At 37.2% G+C, this 20,230-nt stretch carries 18 protein-coding genes; 5 read left to right on the forward strand and 13 right to left on the reverse strand.

The features are described 5' to 3' along the window. Positions 1 to 27 precede the first annotated feature (27 nt). The 12 genes from ACODR7_RS05160 to ACODR7_RS05215 form a co-directional block, all read right to left on the reverse strand. Positions 28 to 2,043: a DUF8458 domain-containing protein gene (locus ACODR7_RS05160; RefSeq protein WP_488837809.1), complete on the reverse strand. Its 2,016-nt coding sequence runs from the start codon at positions 2,041 to 2,043 to the stop codon at positions 28 to 30. A gap of 1 nt (position 2,044) precedes the next feature. Beyond that, positions 2,045 to 2,596, reverse strand: a complete 552-nt coding sequence (locus ACODR7_RS05165) for an LptE family protein (RefSeq protein ID WP_488837810.1) — start codon at positions 2,594 to 2,596, stop codon at positions 2,045 to 2,047. Continuing rightward, positions 2,586 to 3,290, reverse strand: a complete 705-nt coding sequence (locus ACODR7_RS05170; RefSeq protein WP_076595335.1) for a hypothetical protein — start codon at positions 3,288 to 3,290, stop codon at positions 2,586 to 2,588. The genes ACODR7_RS05165 and ACODR7_RS05170 overlap by 11 nt, the downstream gene beginning before the upstream one ends. Positions 3,291 to 3,303: 13 nt before the next feature. Then, complete coding sequence (locus ACODR7_RS05175; protein ID WP_488837812.1) at positions 3,304 to 4,590, reverse strand: sigma-54 interaction domain-containing protein; 1,287 nt, start codon at positions 4,588 to 4,590, stop codon at positions 3,304 to 3,306. 25 nt (positions 4,591 to 4,615) lie between these two features. Then, complete coding sequence (locus ACODR7_RS05180) at positions 4,616 to 5,419, reverse strand: tetratricopeptide repeat protein (RefSeq protein ID WP_488837814.1); 804 nt, start codon at positions 5,417 to 5,419, stop codon at positions 4,616 to 4,618. Then, complete coding sequence (locus tag ACODR7_RS05185; RefSeq protein ID WP_488837815.1) at positions 5,391 to 5,903, reverse strand: hypothetical protein; 513 nt, start codon at positions 5,901 to 5,903, stop codon at positions 5,391 to 5,393. The genes ACODR7_RS05180 and ACODR7_RS05185 overlap by 29 nt, the downstream gene beginning before the upstream one ends. Positions 5,904 to 5,913: 10 nt before the next feature. Beyond that, positions 5,914 to 7,350, reverse strand: a complete 1,437-nt coding sequence (miaB, locus tag ACODR7_RS05190) for a tRNA (N6-isopentenyl adenosine(37)-C2)-methylthiotransferase MiaB (RefSeq protein ID WP_276966890.1) — start codon at positions 7,348 to 7,350, stop codon at positions 5,914 to 5,916. Between the two features lie 178 nt (positions 7,351 to 7,528). After that, a complete protein-coding gene (locus tag ACODR7_RS05195) occupies positions 7,529 to 8,011 on the reverse strand; it encodes a hypothetical protein (RefSeq protein ID WP_488837818.1) in 483 nt (160 codons plus the stop codon). Positions 8,012 to 8,150: 139 nt separating this feature from the next. Further along, positions 8,151 to 9,884 carry a thiamine pyrophosphate-dependent enzyme gene (locus tag ACODR7_RS05200; RefSeq protein ID WP_488837819.1) on the reverse strand — a complete coding sequence of 578 codons (1,734 nt, stop codon included), beginning with the start codon at positions 9,882 to 9,884 and terminating at the stop codon, positions 8,151 to 8,153. Between the two features lie 254 nt (positions 9,885 to 10,138). Continuing rightward, entirely contained in the window at positions 10,139 to 11,341 is a 1,203-nt protein-coding gene (lysA, locus tag ACODR7_RS05205; protein ID WP_170872057.1) for a diaminopimelate decarboxylase, read from the reverse strand. Between the two features lie 260 nt (positions 11,342 to 11,601). Further along, the gene (locus ACODR7_RS05210; RefSeq protein WP_488837822.1) at positions 11,602 to 12,825 is read right to left on the reverse strand and encodes a 3'-5' exonuclease; all 1,224 of its coding nucleotides are present in this window, start codon (positions 12,823 to 12,825) and stop codon (positions 11,602 to 11,604) included. A 148-nt stretch (positions 12,826 to 12,973) separates the two neighbouring features. Then, positions 12,974 to 14,500: a helicase HerA-like domain-containing protein gene (locus ACODR7_RS05215; RefSeq protein ID WP_488837824.1), complete on the reverse strand. Its 1,527-nt coding sequence runs from the start codon at positions 14,498 to 14,500 to the stop codon at positions 12,974 to 12,976. Positions 14,501 to 14,846: 346 nt separating this feature from the next. On the opposite strand from ACODR7_RS05215, the gene ACODR7_RS05220 reads away from it, so the two are divergent. Genes ACODR7_RS05220 through ACODR7_RS05230 form a run of 3 tightly spaced genes read left to right on the forward strand, consistent with a single transcriptional unit; the run spans position 14,847 to position 16,951 of the window. Further along, positions 14,847 to 16,256: an MBL fold metallo-hydrolase gene (locus ACODR7_RS05220; RefSeq protein WP_488837826.1), complete on the forward strand. Its 1,410-nt coding sequence runs from the start codon at positions 14,847 to 14,849 to the stop codon at positions 16,254 to 16,256. 4 nt (positions 16,257 to 16,260) lie between these two features. Then, complete coding sequence (locus tag ACODR7_RS05225; RefSeq protein ID WP_488837827.1) at positions 16,261 to 16,638, forward strand: rhodanese-like domain-containing protein; 378 nt, start codon at positions 16,261 to 16,263, stop codon at positions 16,636 to 16,638. Between the two features lie 13 nt (positions 16,639 to 16,651). Then, the gene (locus tag ACODR7_RS05230; RefSeq protein WP_411414543.1) at positions 16,652 to 16,951 is read left to right on the forward strand and encodes a thioredoxin family protein; all 300 of its coding nucleotides are present in this window, start codon (positions 16,652 to 16,654) and stop codon (positions 16,949 to 16,951) included. Positions 16,952 to 17,084: 133 nt separating this feature from the next. On the opposite strand, the gene ACODR7_RS05235 is transcribed toward ACODR7_RS05230, so the two are convergent. Next, positions 17,085 to 17,837 carry a nitrilase-related carbon-nitrogen hydrolase gene (locus tag ACODR7_RS05235; RefSeq protein WP_488837830.1) on the reverse strand — a complete coding sequence of 251 codons (753 nt, stop codon included), beginning with the start codon at positions 17,835 to 17,837 and terminating at the stop codon, positions 17,085 to 17,087. 222 nt (positions 17,838 to 18,059) lie between these two features. Between ACODR7_RS05235 and ACODR7_RS05240 the strand changes: the two genes are divergently transcribed. Next, positions 18,060 to 18,500: a DUF6646 family protein gene (locus ACODR7_RS05240; protein ID WP_076595321.1), complete on the forward strand. Its 441-nt coding sequence runs from the start codon at positions 18,060 to 18,062 to the stop codon at positions 18,498 to 18,500. Between the two features lie 106 nt (positions 18,501 to 18,606). Further along, positions 18,607 to 20,097, forward strand: a complete 1,491-nt coding sequence (rseP, locus tag ACODR7_RS05245) for an RIP metalloprotease RseP (protein WP_488837832.1) — start codon at positions 18,607 to 18,609, stop codon at positions 20,095 to 20,097. The last annotated feature ends 133 nt before the right edge of the window (positions 20,098 to 20,230 follow it).

Here is a 20,230-nt window from a genome sequence, read left to right on the forward strand (position 1 = left end):
GTACTGTTTTCACCAGTACCTTTTTCTTTAATTTTTACTTCTGAAATCCTTGATATCCTGTATTTTGGATTCAAAATATTCTTTCTTTTCAGGACTTTTTCTGATCAATATTTCAAATGCTTTTATTGCCTTTGTATAGAGTTTCTGTTCAAAATAAAGATTGGCCAATGTCTCTGTCATCAGATGCGAGATATCGTCATTCTTTTCTTTTACAACATAGGTGCTTTCTTCTTTTAACTGACTGATTCTGGGATTGTTCTCAATAAAGGTTTCAATAGCCTTTTCTTTGATTTCGGTTTTTTCCTTTACGATTTCTTCTGCTCTGCCAATCTTAAGCCAGCTCTGCCATGTATTGATAAAGCCCGGAACATTACTGTCTATTGATGATTGAGTAGTATTTTTCATAGTAACCTCCTGTACTTTTTCTACAGGTTCCTGTTTCTTTTCTTCAACCTTAAGGGTAGAAATATCGGTTCCAAAGAAAGAAACATTCATCACGGGAACATCTTCTTTTGGCTTTTCTGTTTCCGTTTTTTCTTCCTGAGCTGATTCAGCCGGGGCAGAATGATCTTCTTCAGCTTCAGAAATTTCTTTCTCTACCGGCTTAATTTCTTCCTGGGCAGCTCCTGCAACAATTTCATTTGTTTCCGTTGATTTTGGTTCTTCAATAGCCACTTCCGGTTCTGCAACAGCTGCATCTTCTGTTTCCTGAGTTTTAATTTCGGGGGTAGATGCTTTTTCTGCTTTACTGATGAGTGAATCCGGCAAATTGGATTCCACGCTCATTGGCTTCCATGCAGTCTGCACTTCCGGTATTTCCTGTATTTTTTCTTCTGCAGTCTCGGGTTCAGTTTCCTCAGTTACAGGCGGTTGATCTTCAACAACATTTTCCTTTACAGACTCTTCTTTTATTTCTTCAGGCTTATCCTCACTTGTTGACCAGAAATGGAAGCTTTGGGTATCAGCGAAGCTAATCTCATGATCTTCAGAAGCTTCAGGCTCTGTCTTTTCTTCCTGAACAACAGGCTTGGCTTCCTTCATTTTCTTTTCAACTTCCTCAATCAGACGTCTCATTTCCTCCTCGTGCTTATTTACATTCGGTTGGGAAATTTCAGCGGTCTCCGCTATTTCTTCATTATTGGCCTGGATTTTAACGTCCGGCATAAATGATTCTGTTCCATGGAAACTTACTTCCGCATCTGATACTTCTTCAACAGCATGCTCTTCTTCTGAAACAGGCATAGTTTCATGATTCGTTGCTTCTGTATGTATAGGTTCTTCTACTATTTCTGCTTCAATGCTTTCCGCAGGTTGTAATAGGTCAACCTCATGAAAGCTGGTATTTTCCTCTTCTTCAATCTTCTCTTCCTCTTTTTCTGAAGAAATCTGCTCTTCGTGGATGATGGTTTCCGGGGTAAAGCCTTCTCCGGCATTCTCCTCAGTTTCAATCTGTATTGATACTGCTTCCTGCTGAGCCGGCTCTTCCATTACAGCTTCTGCCTTTTGCGTTACCAATGTTCCCGATTCCAGAGTAGATTCAAGATCTATTATTTCAGCATTTTCTTCATCCAGGAAGTTTTCTTCTCCTTCAAATAAAATTCTGTTTCGTTCACCATTTACATAGATTTGCTTAACTTCTTGTGCTGTAGGTAACACACAAATATTTGTCTCCTCCTCTGATGGTTTTTCCAAAGACATTTCCTCTTCTCTCCTGATAGGGAAGGATTGGGTCTTTGGTATCATTTGAGCAGGTTTTTCAATTGTTTTAGAAAGTCTTTTCTCTTCAGCAATCTCAGATTTAACCTCCTGTCTGATCTTTCCATTGATCAGTTGATACAAAATCTTTTTATCAGTAGTATACGCTGCCGTGATAGAAAGCTCTTTCTGATAGTTTTCTTTTTCGTACAGATGCACCCCATAAAGGTGAAGTGCCCTGATATTCTGAATATAAGGAAAAGTGTGAATCTCTTCTTTCAAAAGACCGAGGTCTTCTAACTGAATATTTTTCGGATTTTTTATTAATTCTAAAACTCTTGGATTCATCTTACCAGTTCGCTACAATGTCGTTAAATATCTTATTAATAATTCTATCTGTTACCAGTTTTACCTGCTGGTCTTCGATCTGACTTAGGGATACATCACTGTTGAAAGCCGCTTCATCAGAATATGTTCTGTCAAAACTTGCATCCGGATGAATTTTATTTTCATAATGTACCTTTACTGTAATCGTAAGTTTATTCTGTGCCTGCTGAATCACCCCACCCGAAGGATTTGTCTGGGTATTGGAGCTAATTGTGGTAGGCGTAATGGAATAGTCAGTAATTTCTCCCTCTATGAGAATATCAGGATTTTCTTTTGTTCCTTTCAAAGTGGTTCTCTGAAGGAATCTGTTTTGTATTGCTGTAGAAAACTGTTGTGATAATGCAGGGTTTACAAGCGGTGCATTATTGGGAAATTCATTGATCTGAACTGTCTTTTCATCTGTAAGAGACGATCCTGTAAAGCTGTAACATGAGTTTAAAATTCCCAGCAATGCAAAAAGCATCACTGTTAACAATGACTGTTTCAGGCTGATACTGTTAATTTTAAAATTCATTTTTAGATCCGATTTCAATAATTTCATCATATTCAATTTGTTGAATAGCATCTTCATAAGCACAATAATTTGCTGTGTATAAGAATGGTAAGGTAAGAAAAATTCCTATCCCGCAAGCAATAATACCAATCTGGGACAAAATACCCACTACCAATGAGAAAAGAAAAATTGACAATAGGTTTCCTTTGCTCATTATTTTTGAAATAGTCCAGGCTTCTTTTACTTCCCTTATTCCTTTGAGACTGATTAGTGGTATGATATAAAAGCCCTTCAATACAAAGTAATAGATAGCCGCAATTAATAAAAACATATAAGGAAATACAAAAAGCATTACCATTGGATTGGGTTCATCACTACCGGAAATTGCACCCGATATTCCCAGCACAGCAAATAAAGGAATGTAAAGCAGTAAAACACCACCGAAAACAATTAACTGCAACATGAAATAAGGCATGAAGTCTTTAAAATCAAAGATGTCTCCGGGACTTGCCGGCTGGTTTCTGTTCAGCCTTTGAAGATATTTGTATAAATTGCCCATCGCCAATAAGCCGCAGAACGGAATAATGGACATGATAAAGCACACTAAAAATGCTACAAAAATATTCCCGAAATCTTTCTTTAAAAGTTCGACCCCTTTGTTAATATATTCTCCGAGCTTAAAATTGACCGGTTTAGGTTTTAAATTGACTTTCATTATTTATGTTGTGTTAATCTTCCAGGTTATATTGTTTTATTTTTCTGTATAAAGTTCTTTGTGAGATTCCCAGCTCGTCTGCAGCTCTGTTTCTACGTCCCTTATGCTTTTCCAAAGCTTTGATAATCAAATCTTTTTCATTATTCTGAAGAGAAAGGGATTCCGGTCTGTTTTCTTCAATTTCGATATCTTCAATATCTTCATAGCTGTCATCAGGGTTCGAAATAATCGTAGGAGTCTGAACGGCCGGCGTATCATTATTATTTTCAAAATATAACATTGATCCGGAATTCACCTGCGGCTGACTATCAGAAGTATAAATTCTGTTGATCAGATTTTTCTCATGGTTGCTCAGGTCTGCTGTTCCTCTGTTCTTGATAAGTTCCGAAGTTAAGGATTTTAAATCATTAATATCATTCCTCATGTCAAACAGAATTTTATACATGATTTCCCTTTCGCTTCCGAAATCACTCTGTTTAGGTGTGCTTTGAGTATTTACTACCATTGGAAGATGGGTTTCCATCGGAATATACTCGGCAAGTTTCTCAGCAGTAATATTTCTGTTTCTTTCCACAACGGTCATCTGCTCTACTAAATTTCTTAGCTGGCGGACGTTTCCGGGGAAAGAATAACTTTCTATGTAATGAACAGCACTCTGCTCCAGTTCCAGTTCCGGCATTCTGTACTTTTCAGCGAAATCTATAGCAAACTTCCTGAATAACAAATGGATATCTCCTTTTCTTTCTCTCAAAGGCGGCATATCAATCTGAACAGTATTCAAACGGTAAAATAAATCCTCACGGAATCTTCCGTCATGGATGGCTTTCATCATATTAACGTTGGTAGCTGCCACAATTCTCACATTGGTTTTCTGCACCTGTGAAGAACCTACTTTCATAAATTCACCACTTTCCAAAACTCTTAAAAGACGTACCTGAGTCTGCAGAGGAAGTTCTCCTACCTCATCCAAAAAGATGGTTCCGCCGTCTGCCACTTCAAAATACCCTTTTCTCGTAGCTGTTGCCCCTGTAAAGGCTCCTTTTTCGTGCCCGAATAATTCAGAGTCTATGGTTCCTTCCGGAATTGCTCCGCAGTTTACTACGATATAAGGCTGATGTTTTCTTCTGGATTCTGAATGAATGATTTTAGGAATAAATTCTTTTCCCACCCCACTTTCTCCAATTACAAGTACAGAGATATCTGTGGGTGCAACCTGGATAGATTTTTCCAGGGCACGGTTGAGTGCAGGAAAGTTTCCGATAATTCCGAAACGGTTTTTTATGTTTTGTAGCTCGTTCATTTTTTAGATTTTTAAATTTAACTTTTTACAGCTCTTCAATCTGAGCTCTGTAAACTTTATTGAAATGATGAGTATAGCCATCTTTCATGGTTTTACCCTCGTCATAGCTTTTTAAAGCTAACTTTTTTAAATCTAAATAATCTTTATTCCTGATTTTTGAAACTTTACTTTTATAATATATATTTTCAGCAAAATCGTTTTGCCTGCTTTGCTTTTCGAAATTTTCTAGTGCTTTGTCGTATTTTCCTAGCTCAAAATAAGTAACTCCAAGCTGATAATAATCAAAAAATCCAATGTTGTGGTCTTTTGCAGAAATTTGCTGCTCAATAATTCTTATGGCTTTTTCCTTCTGCCCCAAGGCAGAATAGCAAATTGCTTTTGCAATGTGAAGTTCATAATCACCGTTAGCCGAATATCCTAAATATCCTGTAGGATAGATTTTTTCCAACGCTTCGATGTCTGCAATTGCTCCTTTATAATCCCGAAGAAACTGATATTTGCACCAACCTCTGTACCCTAAATGTTTTTGGGGCTCTAGTTCTACAGCTTTGTCGATAAGTTGTTTCCAAGTTTCGAAATCTCCTCTTTTCAAATACGGAACAGCCTTTTCCATATACGCATTTGAAAAGGTAGGACAAAGCTCAATTGCTTGTTCTAATTTTTCCTGAGATTCTCTGAATCCCTGAAATTCTCCCCAATAATTAAATATTTCACAGGCTTTTTTACAGTTTTCCCCTTCTACAGCAGTACAATTGACCTGAGCAGAAAGATGGCTGCTGTAAAGTATTACCAATAAAACACTAAGGTAGTATTTCTGAAACTTTTCCATCTACTATTTTATAGTTAATATATTGATAATAATCTATTTTTTTTCCTTCTATTTCTTTAGGAATCCATGCGTCCAAAGACTTTGTAAAACTAAGAAGTTTATCTTTCAACTGATTGTCCTGATTTACTTCATGATATTCAGAATCAATTTGTTTTACTCTAAACAAATCCGTCTTTCCTTCACAATTTACTAAAAATCTTACAACTATATATCCATTGAATTTTCCATCTGCTGTCAGATCAGTTTTAGCAAGTTTTTCAATAATCGCAAGCTTTTCATCCTTATACTGAAATCCTTTAGAATCATTATAATATTGATAAGCATATTTATTTTCAGGAATACATCTTTTAAAATTCGGATCATCAGTTCTTTTGTCAAAAAGGATATCGCCCACCTGAGCTGGATACTTTGAAACAGATGCTTTTTCTGTTTGGCAGTTACTCAAGAGAGGCAATAGAAATAAAAGAAACAAAAGATTTTTCATCCGATTTTTTTTACTTCACTGTTCTCCCTAAAAGTGTGCCTTGCGTATTGTCATATACAAAAACGTTCACAATGTCACCTATTTTCTGTCCTTCCAGTTGATCGAATACACATACGGCATTCTGAGAGTTTCTTCCTTTCCACTGGTTTTTGTTCTTCTTGGAAATTCCTTCAATCAGAATCTGGTGTTCTCTTCCTACGTAAGATTTCATTCTTTGTTTTGAAAGCTCTCCCTGAAGGGCAATAACCTCAGCAAGACGTCTCTGCTTCACATCAGCCGGAATATTGTCTTCCATTTTCTTGTGAGCCGGAGTTCCCGGTCTTTCCGAGTAGGCAAACATATAACCGTAGTCATATTCTACTTCTCTCATCAGGCTTAAGGTATCCTGGTGATCTTCTTCTGTTTCATTACAGAATCCAACAATCATATCCTGAGAGAATGCTACTTCCGGAACAATTTCCTTCGCTTTTCTGATCAGATCAAGATATTCTTCACGGGTATGCTGTCTGTTCATTGCTTCAAGCATATTATTGCTTCCGCTTTGTACAGGAAGGTGTACATATTTACAGATGTTGTCATGTTTTGCCATCATTCTGAATACATCCAGGCTCATATCCTGAGGGTTAGAAGTAGAGAATCTGATTCTCAGTTCCGGTACGGCTTTAGCCACCAGATCAAGCAATTGAGCAAAGTTTACAGCTGTTGCTTTCTGCATTTCAGAAGCTTTGGCAAAATCTTTCTTTGGACCTCCTCCATACCAAAGGTAAGAGTCTACGTTTTGTCCTAAAAGGGTAATTTCTTTATATCCGTTATTGGCAAGATCTTTACATTCTTCAATAATAGAGTGTGGATCACGGCTTCTTTCTCTTCCTCTGGTAAAAGGAACTACACAGAATGTACACATATTATCACAACCTCTGGTAATGGTAACAAATGCGGTAACACCGTTTCCTCCTAAACGAACAGGATTGATATCTGCATAAGTCTCTTCCTTGGAAAGAATTACGTTGATAGCATCTCTTCCGTCATCAGTTTCTTTTAAAAGATTCGGCAAGTCTCTATAGGCATCCGGACCTACAACAAGGTCTACCAATTGTTCTTCTTCTAAGAATTTGGTTTTCAACCTTTCCGCCATACATCCCAGAACGCCTACCGTCATATTCGGTTTTTCTTTTTTCAGATTTTTGAATTGAGAAAGACGCATTCTTACCGTCTGTTCTGCTTTTTCACGGATGGAACATGTATTTAAAAGAATCAGGTCAGCTTCTTCAACTTTCATCGTTGTATTATAGCCCTGTTCATTGAGAATGGATGCAACAATTTCAGAGTCAGAGAAGTTCATCTGACAACCATAGCTTTCTAAAAACAGTTTTTTAGAGTTCTCCGGTCTTTCTGCAATAGCAAAAGCTTCGCCCTGTTTTGTTTCGTCTATATATTTTTCCTGCACGATAATCGATTTAAGGTTCGTAATTTAAAATTACGAACGAATAAGTTTGCAAAGATACAAAATATTGTGACAGAATGTCAGCGCTATTATTTTAACAAAATCATAAATTGAAAAAGTGTTGGAATTCTCTCATTGAACCTCCCTTTACTTTAATTTTGAAAAAGAAAACTAATAAATCCTAATCGATATCTGCAGACATTGAAGAGAAGTTCATTTTAACTTTAATCTGCGAAGCTACTGGCTTCCCGTTACACGAAGCCGGAATCCAGTTTCTCTTTATCCTTCTTACGACGTACTGCATATCGTCAAAGAAAACTTCGCTGTTGGTCACCTTAGGCATTCCTTTCACATCAACTACTTTTCCTTTTTCATCAAGCACTAAGGTAAATGTAAAATCTCCCGTCAAAGCATAGAAATCAGAATTCAGATAGGCATACATATATTTATTCAGTATATCTTTATAGGCTGCAACACCTCCTTCATAGGCTGCGGGTTTAAAATCATTACATTTTACAGCCACCTGCATAAAAGGTTCTTTGATATCTATTTTCAGAACATTTTTATTGCTCTCCCTGATAAAAGAATCATCACGTTCTTCCTGATCCTGTGCAAAGGAAAAATTCACCACACACAAAGCCAAAAATAAAAGTATTGTTCTCATAATTTTGTTTCCTATATAATAAGCAAAGGTAAATATTTAGCTTCTTTATAAAAAAGAAAAACTTCACACAAAGTATGAAGTTTTAAAGTTTATATATTGTGAATGAGAGACCAATTTTGAAATCATTGCTCTTTACATCTTACAGCAGACCTTTAATATGTTTATAATTGCTTTTTACCGTTTCAAAAACCTCATCCATTTTACCACCAAGCATCAATTGAGCCATAGATTTGGACATTCCCATGATCTGATCAAATTCAATCTTAGGAGGAAGAGCCAGTGCATTGGGATTGGTAAAAATATTCAGCAGATAAGGTCCATCGTGATCCAGACATTCTTTGATAGCATTTTCCACTTTTTCGGGAAGGTGAACATTTTTCCCGGGATAGCCCATTGCATGTGCTACCATGGCAAAATCAGGATTAATCATATCTGTTTCATTGTCTGGCATTCCGCCAACTTCCATTTCCAGCTTTACCATTCCAAGGGTTCTGTTGTTGAATACAATCAGTTTCACAGGAAGTTTATACTGAAAGATAGTAGCCATATCTCCTAACAGCATAGATAATCCTCCGTCTCCACATAGAGCAATTACCTGTTTTTCAGGATGAGCCAAGGCTGCCCCTATCGCCATTGGCATTGCATTAGCCATTGAGCCATGATTAAATGATCCCAGCATCTTTCTTTCACCCGTTCCTGTAATAAAACGGGCTCCCCAAACGCAGCACATTCCTGTATCTACGGTAAAGATAGCGTCATTTTCAGCAAGCTTATCCAAAGTGTGGGCTACATATTCAGGCTGAATAGCGTTCTCTTTTCCAAAATCCTTTACATATTCCAGCTGGTTTTCTTTTACTTTATCATAAAACGCCAGCTGTTCATTCAGAAAATGAGCATCCGTTTTTTCTTCTAGTAAAGGAAGCAGCGCTTTAATGGTTTCTTTGACGTCTCCGGAAAGCCCCAGCTCCAGTTTTGCCCTTCTTCCTAATCTTTCAGGACTTTCATCAATCTGTACTATTTTATTCTTTACAGGCATGAATTTCTGATAAGGAAAATCTGTCCCTAAAAGAATGACAAGATCGGCTTCATGCATGGCGTGATAGGCAGAAGGAAATCCCAGTAATCCTGTAAGTCCTACCTCATTGGGATTATTGGGCTGAATAGCCATTTTCCCACGGAATGAATATCCTACAGGTGCCTTTAACAGCTTTGACAAAGCAATCACCTCATCACGGGCTTCAGCAGCACCTATCCCACAGTATAGGGTTACTTTTTTGCTTTTATTCACCAGTTCCGACAAGCTTTTCAGCTCATCATCCGATGGTCTTATCACAGGATTGGTTTTAAAGATTTGGGTGGAAGTAGAGCCTTCTTCGGCATCCAGCTCAGAAACATCTCCCGGGAGACCTATTACCGCAACTCCTTTTTTGGATATAGCATGCTGAATAGCAGTTTGCACGGTTCTCTGTACCTGTTCAGGTCTTGTAATCATTTGATTATAATAGCTGCAGTCATCAAACAGCTTTATCGTATTGGTTTCCTGAAAGTAATCCATGCCCATTTCATCACTGGGAATGGTGGAAGCAATCACCAGCATAGGAACATGAGAGCGATGAGCTTCATATACTCCATTGATCAAATGAACGTGTCCGGGGCCGCAGCTTCCGGCACAAACTGCCAAACCATCAAGCTCAGCCTCTGCCGCTGCGGCATAAGCCCCTACTTCTTCGTGTCTTACATGAATCCATTGGATACTGCTTTTTTTGACGGCAATATTCAGATGATTAAGACTGTCGCCGGTTACTGCATAAATTCTTTTCACATGGGCATTTTCGAGCATTTCAACAATTTGCTCTGCTATGTTTTTAGCCATAATTAGTCTGTTTTGGTGTTGTTTTTTATGAAAAATGAGAATTGTAATGAATGTAAATCCCTACTTCTATCAAATTTAGCTAATAAAGTTGAGACTTCATCCCTAATTCAATGTTAAATACTTGTAAATTAATTTTGAGTTCTTTTTCTATTGAAACCTCACGGGTTTTGAAAACCCGTGAGGTTTAGCCCACCAGTAAAACAAAAAAAACAGCCGCCCAAAAAGGCAGCTGTTTATAAAATATGCTTCGGATTTTACATCACTATTTCAATCTGGTTTCTCAATAAATCTTCAAACTCGTCTCTTTTACGGATCAAATGAGCTTTTCCGTCTAAGAATAATACTTCAGCAGGCTTTAATCTTGAATTGAAGTTGGAACTCATCTCGAAACCGTAAGCTCCCGCGTTATGGAAGGCAAGAATATCTCCTTCTCTTACTTCATTCAGTTTTCTGTCCCATGCAAATGTATCTGTTTCGCAGATGTTTCCTACTACCGTATAAATCCTTTCTGCTCCTTTTGGATTGGACAGGTTTTCAATCATATGGTAAGAATCGTAGAACATAGGACGGATCAGGTGATTAAATCCGGAATTCACACCAACAAAAACAGTTGCTGTCGTCTGCTTGATCACATTGGCTTTCACTAGTAAATATCCGCTTTTTCCCACTAGGAATTTTCCAGGCTCAAACCATAATTCGAATTTTTTTCCTGTAGATTTTGAAAATTCAGAAATTACTTTTTCAACTTTTTTTCCTAATGTTTTCACATCAGTTTCTTCTTCACTATCCTGGTAAGGGATTTTGAATCCGCTTCCCATATCCAGATATTTCAGATTCGGGAAATGTTCAGAAAGCTCCAGCATGATCTCCAAAGCCTGAAGGAATACATCCGGATCTTTAATTTCACTTCCTGTATGCATGTGAAGCCCTTCAACATTAAGGTTGGTACTTTTCATCACTCTTTCAATGTGACGAACCTGGTGAATGGAAATCCCGAATTTACTATCGATATGCCCTGTTGAAATCTTATAGTTACCTCCTGCAAAAATATGCGGATTGATTCTTACTAAAATCGGATAAGTGTTTCCGTATTTATTCCCGAATTGCTCAAGAATAGAAATGTTATCAATGTTAATATGAACTCCGAAAGTCATTGCTTCTTCTATTTCGGCAAGGTCAACACAGTTGGGTGTAAATAATATCTTTTCTTTCGAAAAACCTGCCTTTAAGCCCAGCTTAACTTCGTTAATAGATACACAATCCAAAGAGGCACCCAGATTCTTTACATACTTAAGAATATTGATATTCGTTAAAGCCTTCGCAGCGTAGAAGAACTTAGTGTGTTTTAAAAATGAAGAAGTCAGTTTTTCGTATTGAATTTTGATGGATTCAGCATCATAAACATACACTGGTGTGCCAAACTCATTGGCAATCTTTAATAATTCTTTTGAATTCATAATTTCATTTTAACATAAAAAAAGGCAGATTCTTATAAAAAAGAGCCTGCCACATTGATTATTTTTTATGCAAGACAACTCTTTTAAATATTCCAAACCTTAGAGAACTTTACAGCTCCCTTTTTTCCAGTTTTATTTTGTTTAAAATTTTGCATTGCTTCTATTTATTTTTTGCAAAAATACTATTTATTTTCTATTTCAAGAAACTTGATTTGAATGCATCCTATTCAGAATACAATCTGTAAAGTGTAGACACTCTATTACTTCGGTAGTGGCAATGTTTCAAAATCCCCACGAAGCAGTGCCAGCTGCAATTCGTTATTCAAATCTGTGGAAGATAGTGAAAGATCAATTTTCAACTTAGCCAGTTTACTCAGCGTCTGAATCTGCGTAAACAGTTCATAGAAACCAAAGGAAATCACTTTCCCGTTTTCTATGATTAAAAATAACTTTTCTCCTAATTTCCTTCCTGGTCCCAACCAAAGCTCATTCCTTTTTCTGAATTCAATTTTCTGTTTCAATACAGAAAAATCTTTAAATTCTTCCTGAGAACCTATGAACTGAACAGCTTTTGTTCCCTGAGTAAATGATCTGAATTTCAAGACCGGCTTCTCAGTTTTATTAAGTGTATTTTTCTCAACCAGATATTTTTTATTTCTGAAATACAGCCCAAAAGGCAGAACCTCTTTCTTTTTAATATTCTTGGAATTCAAAATCAGCTTGGCAATAATGTCTGTTCCGGTAAGCTCAAAATTAATCTGTTCAACTTCTTTCTGGATCTGTTCCCATTTTTTTGATTTGGAATTGAAAACCTTTTTGGAAAATTTGTTGATATCCTGAACATAATCAGAAAACATAATACGTCCTGCTTCATCCTGAAAATACACAAAACCTTTGTCATTAGGAAGATCCTGGGTAAGTTCTTTGATCTTGTTGATATACGTTTTGGCATTAGACTCATCATGCTGCTTCTGAATAATCTCATTTTCAATATCTTTTGAGATCAGAAGTTTGAAAAGTTCTAATGTAGCTCTTGCATCGCCTTCCGCCCTGTGATGGTTGGTCAATGGAATACCCAATGATTTTACCAGTTTTCCCAAGGAATAACTTACTTCATCAGGAATCAGTTTTTTTGCTAACGGAATTGTATCTAAAGTATTGATTTTAAAATCATAACCAAGCCTTTTGAATGACTGGCGAAGCATCCTGTAATCAAAATCAATATTATGGCCTACCAGGGTTGTATTTTGAGTAATTTCGATCACTCTTTTGGCAATTTCATGAAATTTCGGAGCAGTTTTGACCATTTTTGGGGTAATACTGGTCAGCTTTTGTACAAAAGGGGTAATATCACCTTCAGGGTTTACCAGAGATATAAACTGGTCTGTAATTTTCTGACCGTCATATCTGTAGATGGCGATATCTATAATGCATTCATTTCTATAACCTGCACCATTACTTTCTATATCTATAATTGAATACATTGAATGTGTGTTAACTGCTGTTTTGTCATTTATATGTAAAACCGATCTTATTCCCCAATAAAATCCGGTTCTATTTTTACTGTTATGTAAAGATAACCTGCTAAAATAACAAAAAATATGTCAAAATACAGCAAGTTAACTTTCAAAATTATCTTCTTCTGCCTCCCAGACCGAACATGCCGAGAAGAGCTTTTGCTCCTTCTCTCATTAATGTGGAGGTAAAAGTACGGCCTGCTTTACTCTGTAATACCTGCTCAAACATTCCAGGTTCTTCCTTCACCGGCTTTGTCTTTTGTGTAGGTGCCGGGTTTTGCGCAGCCTGTTCCATTCTGTTGGTAAGCATTTCGTAAGCAGATTCTCTATCTAACGCCTGCTCATATTTTGCTACAAGTGCTGATTTTGAAGTCAGATCAGAGATTTCCGTTTCACTCAGAACATCCATTCTCGATTCCGGAGAGATCAGGTAAGTATGTACTAATGGTGTTGGTATGCCTTTCTCATCCAAAGCCGTCACAAATGCTTCTCCAATTCCCAGATTCTGGATCAGGCTGGAAGCATCGTAATATTCTGTGGTAGGATAATTTTCAACCGCTTTGGTAATTTCTTTTTTATCTTTTGCCGTAAAGCCTCTCAGCGCATGCTGTATCTTCAGTCCTAACTGAGAAAGTACATTTTCAGGAACATCCCCAGGAATCTGAGTAATAAAATAAATTCCTACTCCTTTGGAACGGATTAATTTTACCATTGTTTCGATCTGTGAAAGAAGGGCTTTGGAAGCTTCATTGAAAATCAGATGAGCCTCGTCTATAAAAAGGACTAGCTTTGGTTTCCCACTGTCTCCTTCTTCCGGAAACGTCATATAAATTTCAGCAAAAAGTGAAAGCATAAACGTCGAAAAAAGCTGTGGCTTATTCTGAATATCTGCTACTCTAAGAATATTCACTACTCCTTTTCCATCCCTTGTTTCTAATAAATCATGAACATCAAAGCTTAATTCTCCGAAAAACCCTGCCGCTCCCTGCTGTTCCAAAGCAACAATAGATCTTAAAATAGCACCGAGAGATGCTGATGCAATGGATCCGTAATTGGCTGCCAGCTCTGCTTTTCCCTGTGCATTATCCGTTACATATTGCAGCACTTTTTTCAGATCGTTAAGGTCGATCAAGGGAAGTCCTTTATCATCACAGTATTTGAAGACAATAGACATGATGCTTTGCTGCGTATCATTCAATTCAAGGATTTTGCTTAATAAAACTGGTCCGAATTCTGTAACGGTAGCTCTTAATTTCACTCCTTTTCCTCCGGAAATGCTCATTAATTCTACAGGAAAGCCTTGAGGATTATAAGGAAGCTGGGTTTTGGCATATCTTTCCTCAATGATAGGATTCATTTGCCCTGCTTCTGCAATTCCGGAGAAGTCTCCTTTAATATCCAGAACCAGAGATGGAATTCCTGCATGAGAAAGCTGTTCTGCAAAGACCTGTAATGTTTTTGTCTTACCGGTTCCGGTAGCTCCGGCGATAAGACCGTGGCGGTTAATTGTTTTCAGTGGAATGGTTACATTTACTTCTGTGACCACTTCACCATCCAACATTCCTTTTCCTAATATTATATGTTCTCCTTTCGGAGTGTATCTAGCGTTGAGTTCTTCAACAAATTGTGTTTTGTCTGCCATTTGATCGCTTTTTTAACTTATAAATATAAAATTTTTTGTAAAATATGTAAAGATATTTTCTGAAGAACTTCTGTCTATTCCTTTTGATAATAAATTTGTCCTTAGACAATCAAATTTTAAACCACGATTACTGTTTTTTAATATGAGGAAGATCATAAGAACTTAACATGATATAAAACAGCATTTGCCATTATCTGTATGTAAGGCATTCTTTTTGCTGAAAAACAACAAAACATACTAAACGCGCGTTTAACAAAGTATTGAAAGAAACTATCAATGGGATTTAACATTTCATTTAGAATTTATCTAATACTTCGTATCTTTAACTCATTAAAAAAAGACTCCAATGAAAATTGAACAAATATATACGGGCTGTCTGGCTCAGGGTGCCTATTATATTGTATCAGAGAATGAAGCAATAATTATTGATCCTTTAAGAGAAGTAAAACCTTACCTGGATCGTATCGAAAAAGACAATGTCACTTTAAAATATATTTTTGAAACTCACTTCCATGCTGATTTCGTATCAGGACATTTGGATTTAAGCAAGAAGACAGGTGCTCCCATTGTATACGGACCTACTGCTGCTCCGGAATTTGATGCCATCATTGCTGAAGACAATCAGATTTTTGAGATCGGGAAAGTGAAGATAAAGGTAATGCACACTCCGGGACACACCATGGAAAGCAGCACTTACCTTTTAATAGACGAAAATGGTGTTGAAACTGCTATTTTTACAGGTGATACACTGTTTCTTGGAGATGTGGGAAGACCGGATCTTGCACAGAAGGCAACTAACCTTACCCAGGAAGATCTTGCGGGGATTCTGTATGACAGTCTTCAGAGTAAAATCATGCCATTGGATGACAGCATTACTGTTTATCCGGCTCACGGAGCTGGATCTGCGTGTGGAAAAAACATGCAGAAGGAGACCGTTGATATTCTGGGAAACCAGAAGAAGACCAATTACGCTCTTAATCAACCGGATAAAGAATCTTTCATCAGAGAAGTTCTTGATGGTTTAACAGCTCCACCAAAATATTTCGGAATGAATGTCGCGTTAAACAAAGGCGGCTATGAAAGCCTTGATGTTGTAATGAACAAAGGCTTACAGCCCATTGCACCGGAAGACTTTGAAGCACTGGCAGAAGAATCAGGGGCATTAATTTTAGATACAAGAGGACCAGCGGACTTCCACAAAGGATTTGTTCCCAACTCTATCAATATAGGACTGAAAGGAGATTTCGCACCATGGGTAGGAACTCTTATCGTAGATGTAAAGCACCCTTTATTATTAGTTACTGACGAGGGCACCGAAGAGGAAGTTATCACCCGGCTAAGCAGAGTAGGCTTTGACAATGTGATTGGATACCTGAGGGGAAGTTTTACAGCATGGAAAAACGCAGGAAAGGAGACGGATGAGATCAAAAGAATAACTCCGGCTGAATTTGCGGAGCAATTTACAGAAGAAGCTACCATAATTGATGTAAGAAAATTGACTGAATATTCTGCAGAGCATATTGACAATGCTTATAACAAGCCATTGGATACTATCAGTGACTGGGCACGTACCATTGATGATTCTGATCATTTCTTCCTTCACTGTGCCGGCGGATACAGAAGCATGATTGCAGCAAGCATACTTAACTCATACGGAATCAGAAACTTCACTGAAATAGAAGGTGGTTTTAACGGAATCAAAAAAACGGAAAAGCTCCCAACTACAGATTTCGTATGTCAATCTAAGACCTTGTAAGATCATGAAAATTCAGTTTTCCGGATTACTTTTAGCATTAGCTTTTATGCTAAGCAGCTGTAAGACATCACCTGCGACAGCAATCCCTACAACCAGCATTAAAGAAGTTGTCAACAGTTATGATGTAATGTTGATAGATGTCAGGATTCCGGAGCAGTACGCAGCAGGAACAGCGAAAAATGCCATTAACATTCCATTGGCAGAGATTCAAAACAAGATAGAGACTCTAAAAGGTAAAAAAGTTGTTGTGTTTTGCAATAAAGGAATTCAGGCAGATCAGGCGATGGAAATTCTGAAGAAAAATGGTGTGGAAGCTTATGATGGTACAACCTGGAAAAATGTAAAGGCAATCCAGGACGAAACAAACAAAAAAGCAAACTAATAAACCCCAAATTATGTCACAAAAATTTCAGGAAATCATTGATTCCGAAAGACCTGTTCTGATAGATTTTTTCGCAACATGGTGCCAGCCTTGTAAAGTACAGTCTTCGGTATTAAATACGGTAAAGGAAAATATAGGCGAAGGAGCCAGGATTATAAAGGTAGATGTAGATCAATATCCCGCACTGGCAGCTCAATATGGAGTGCGTGGAGTACCTACACTGGCAATTTTCAAAAAAGGAGAAATGCTATGGAAGGAAAGTGGTGTTCATGATGTGAATACCCTTACACAACTTTTACAACAATATACTTAAAACTGTGGTTTTCCACAGTTTTTTTGTTTTTATTATGCCCACAGATCGCACGGATTTTCACAGATGTTTATACTTATTTTCTTTATATAGAAATTAAAAATCTGTGAAGATCTGCGAAATCTGTGGGAAAAATCTAAAATTTAATAGAAAAAGAATCTCTATCATTCAGAAACTGGAAATGGTTTCTGAAATCTTTCAGTTCCTCCATATTCAATTCTGCGGTTACGAGATTACCTTGCTTTTGAGAAATTTCTTTTCCGTCAGCAAAGAAACAGTGAGAACTTTCCTGATAAAAAAGGTTATTTCCATCTGTCCCGATTCTGTTTAAACCAAATACAAAAGATAAATTTTCAATAGCTCTTGCTTTCAACAGATGTTCCCATGCTCCCACTCTCTTCTCAGGCCAGTTGGCAACATATAAAACAGCATCATAGTCATCATTATTTCTTGCAAAAACAGGAAAACGCAGATCATAGCAGACCTGAAGCAGGAATCTTATCCCTTGATATTCAACTATCACCCTATCCTTCCCGGGTGTATATACTTTATCTTCTCCTGAAAAAGAAAACAAGTGCCTTTTATCGTAGAAAGCTGTTTCACCATCCGGCCTTATAAAGAACATTCTGTTGTAGAAGTTTCCGTTTTGTTCTACCGGACTACTTCCGCAGAATGCTGCATTTTTCTCTTTTGAGATCTTTTTCAAAAACTCCAGTGATTCATTATTCCTGTCCGATACTTCGGAAGCATCCATACAGAAACCTGTTGAAAACATTTCAGGGAGAAGAAACAGATCTGCCTCTACATTTTGCAGTTCGTTTTCTATGAGTTTAAAATTCTCAGCTTTATTTTTCCAGATGATATCTAAATTTAGCCCTACAACTTTCATCTTTTTTTCTTTTTTAAATTATTCCAAATATGATGTATAAAAATACAGCTTTTATCTTTACAAAAGGAGAATTAAATAGCTCAAAGGCTAGTTTCTTCCCCGAAAAAAGAGCCATATTTCTTAATAATTTATTAAAGTCTCCCATTTTTATAATACAGATATTCTTTCGGTTTCATTTTTGATAGAGATATTTTTTATAATTATCCTTAAAATTAGAAATTTATGAAGAAATTGTTTTTTATGGTGACGATCTTCTTTTTTGGTGCCATGGCTAATGCTCAGGCTTGGACAGGAAAAGGGGATCAGAAAATACAACTGGGGCTGAGTGCGTGGGGATACGGAACCGGAATAACGGGAACTTATGACTATGGACTTAATCAACTTATTTCAGTAGGGGCCGGAATTAACGGTTACTTTGATAATTACAAAAATAACGATAAGGATAATCGTGTTTTTGTTTTCGGAAGACTGAATTTTCACTTACAGGATGCTTTAAATTTGCCCGCTAAATGGGACATTTATCCAGGAGTAGACCTTGGAGTGCTTGGGAAAGACTTTGGAGTAGGAGCTCACATAGGAGCCCGTTATTTCTTTACGGAGAAAATAGGAGTATTTGCAGAGGTAGGTAATAATGGCAGCCTTGGTGTTTCTTTCAATTTATAATCAAATCGTCTTTAAATATGACAAAGCTTCTCGTTTCGGGGAGCTTTTTTATTTGGCATAGTTTTGATAATTGTTACCTTTGCAAATTAAAATCTAAAATTTATTAATGGAAATAGCAATCAAACTTTTTCAGTTCATTCTGAGCATCTCTATACTTGTGCTTCTTCATGAGCTTGGGCATTTTTTACCAGCAATATGGTTCAAGACCAGAGCAGAGAAATTTTTCCTGTTTTTTGATCCTTACTTCTCCATATTCTCTATGAAGAAAATCAACGGAAAATGGCAGTATAAATTTCTATCCAAGAACCTGCCGGATTCTGAAGTAATAGAGGTGAACGGAAAGAAGGAAGAAGTTCCTATCGATATATCAAAACTTCCGGACAACGACTGGAGAAAACATCCTGAACAAACCAAATATGGTATCGGATGGCTTCCTTTCGGAGGATATGTGAAGATTGCAGGAATGGTAGACGAAAGTATGGATACTGCCCAGATGAAAAAACCGGCAGAACCATGGGAATTCAGATCCAAACCTGCCTGGCAGAGACTTATCATTATGTTGGGAGGAGTTACGGTTAACTTTTTCCTGGCGTGGCTCATCTACAGCTGTTTATCTTTTTTCAACGGAGAAACTTATACGGATATCACAAAATTTAACAACGGTATTGAAGCTACTTCTGCAGGAAAGAAAATGGGATTCCAGAATGGTGACAAAATCATCAGTGTAGACGGAAAACCAGCGGAAAGACTTGAAAACACTTCTATCAATATTCTTTTAGGAGATCATGTTACCGTAAACAGAAACGGGCAGGAAGTTACTTTCCCGGTGAATGCAGACGGTGTTGCAGATGTTCTTAAGCAGAGGGAAGCAAAACTATACATCACTCCAAGAGTTTCTATGGTTATTGATTCATTAGCAACTCCTTCTTCTCAGGCTTCAGGTCTTGCGAAAGGAGATAAAATTGTAGGAATCAATGGTAAAAAAGCAGCATTCTTTGATGAAGTAAGTACTCTTTTAAGCGAAAATAAAGGAAAAACAGTTTCTGTAGATGTTGAAAGAAACGGAGCTTTACAGACATTACCGGCAGTTTCTGTTGATAAAAACGGAAAACTAGGGATCGCAATTGATACAAAAAGCATTGCGAAAGATATTGTAACCAATAAAAAATATTCTTTCGGGGAAGCTATTCCAAGAGGATTTACAAGAACTATTGAAGCATTAACCACCCAGGTTAAGCAATTCAAGATTATGTTCAACTCTAAAGTTCAGGGGTATAAGAACGTTGGAGGTCCTATTGCCATTGTAAAGAATATGCCTGTAGATAAAGATGCTGACGGAAGCTTTAAAATCAACTGGGTTGCTTTCTGGAGCTTTACAGCAATGTTCTCTGTATGGTTGGCATTCCTGAACCTTATTCCGATTCCGGGACTTGATGGTGGACACGTTTTATTTACTTTATATGAAATGATTGTAGGAAAACCAGTTCCACAGAAAGTGTTGGAAAATGCACAGATGATTGGAGTTATCTTCCTGTTAGGATTGATGTTACTGATCTTCGGAAGCGACATCTTCAAGGTATTTACAGGGAAATTATAATTTTTTTTAAATTTTTCTTAAAAATATTTGTAGGGTATAAATATTCGTCCTATATTTGCACCACTTAAAACAAAGGACATTCCTCCTTAGCTCAGTTGGTTAGAGCATCTGACTGTTAATCAGAGGGTCGCTG

The organism is Chryseobacterium sp. FG46 (genome assembly GCF_057809135.1).

Bases quoted from the DNA above. Each gene is read 5' to 3' on its own strand.
- ACODR7_RS05180 (WP_488837814.1), bottom strand. From the start codon at position 5,419: ATGGAAAAGTTTCAGAAATACTACCTTAGTGTTTTATTGGTAATACTT.
- ACODR7_RS05160 (WP_488837809.1), bottom strand. From the start codon at position 2,043: ATGAATCCAAGAGTTTTAGAATTAATAAAAAATCCGAAAAATATTCAG.
- ACODR7_RS05165 (WP_488837810.1), bottom strand. From the start codon at position 2,596: ATGAATTTTAAAATTAACAGTATCAGCCTGAAACAGTCATTGTTAACA.
- ACODR7_RS05220 (WP_488837826.1), top strand. From the start codon at position 14,847: ATGAAAATTGAACAAATATATACGGGCTGTCTGGCTCAGGGTGCCTAT.
- ACODR7_RS05240 (WP_076595321.1), top strand. From the start codon at position 18,060: ATGAAGAAATTGTTTTTTATGGTGACGATCTTCTTTTTTGGTGCCATG.
- ACODR7_RS05210 (WP_488837822.1), bottom strand. From the start codon at position 12,825: ATGTATTCAATTATAGATATAGAAAGTAATGGTGCAGGTTATAGAAAT.
- ACODR7_RS05215 (WP_488837824.1), bottom strand. From the start codon at position 14,500: ATGGCAGACAAAACACAATTTGTTGAAGAACTCAACGCTAGATACACT.
- ACODR7_RS05200 (WP_488837819.1), bottom strand. From the start codon at position 9,884: ATGGCTAAAAACATAGCAGAGCAAATTGTTGAAATGCTCGAAAATGCC.
- ACODR7_RS05170 (WP_076595335.1), bottom strand. From the start codon at position 3,290: ATGAAAGTCAATTTAAAACCTAAACCGGTCAATTTTAAGCTCGGAGAA.
- ACODR7_RS05175 (WP_488837812.1), bottom strand. From the start codon at position 4,590: ATGAACGAGCTACAAAACATAAAAAACCGTTTCGGAATTATCGGAAAC.
- ACODR7_RS05185 (WP_488837815.1), bottom strand. From the start codon at position 5,903: ATGAAAAATCTTTTGTTTCTTTTATTTCTATTGCCTCTCTTGAGTAAC.
- ACODR7_RS05230 (WP_411414543.1), top strand. From the start codon at position 16,652: ATGTCACAAAAATTTCAGGAAATCATTGATTCCGAAAGACCTGTTCTG.
- ACODR7_RS05235 (WP_488837830.1), bottom strand. From the start codon at position 17,837: ATGAAAGTTGTAGGGCTAAATTTAGATATCATCTGGAAAAATAAAGCT.
- lysA (WP_170872057.1), bottom strand. From the start codon at position 11,341: ATGAATTCAAAAGAATTATTAAAGATTGCCAATGAGTTTGGCACACCA.
- ACODR7_RS05195 (WP_488837818.1), bottom strand. From the start codon at position 8,011: ATGAGAACAATACTTTTATTTTTGGCTTTGTGTGTGGTGAATTTTTCC.
- ACODR7_RS05225 (WP_488837827.1), top strand. From the start codon at position 16,261: ATGAAAATTCAGTTTTCCGGATTACTTTTAGCATTAGCTTTTATGCTA.
- rseP (WP_488837832.1), top strand. From the start codon at position 18,607: ATGGAAATAGCAATCAAACTTTTTCAGTTCATTCTGAGCATCTCTATA.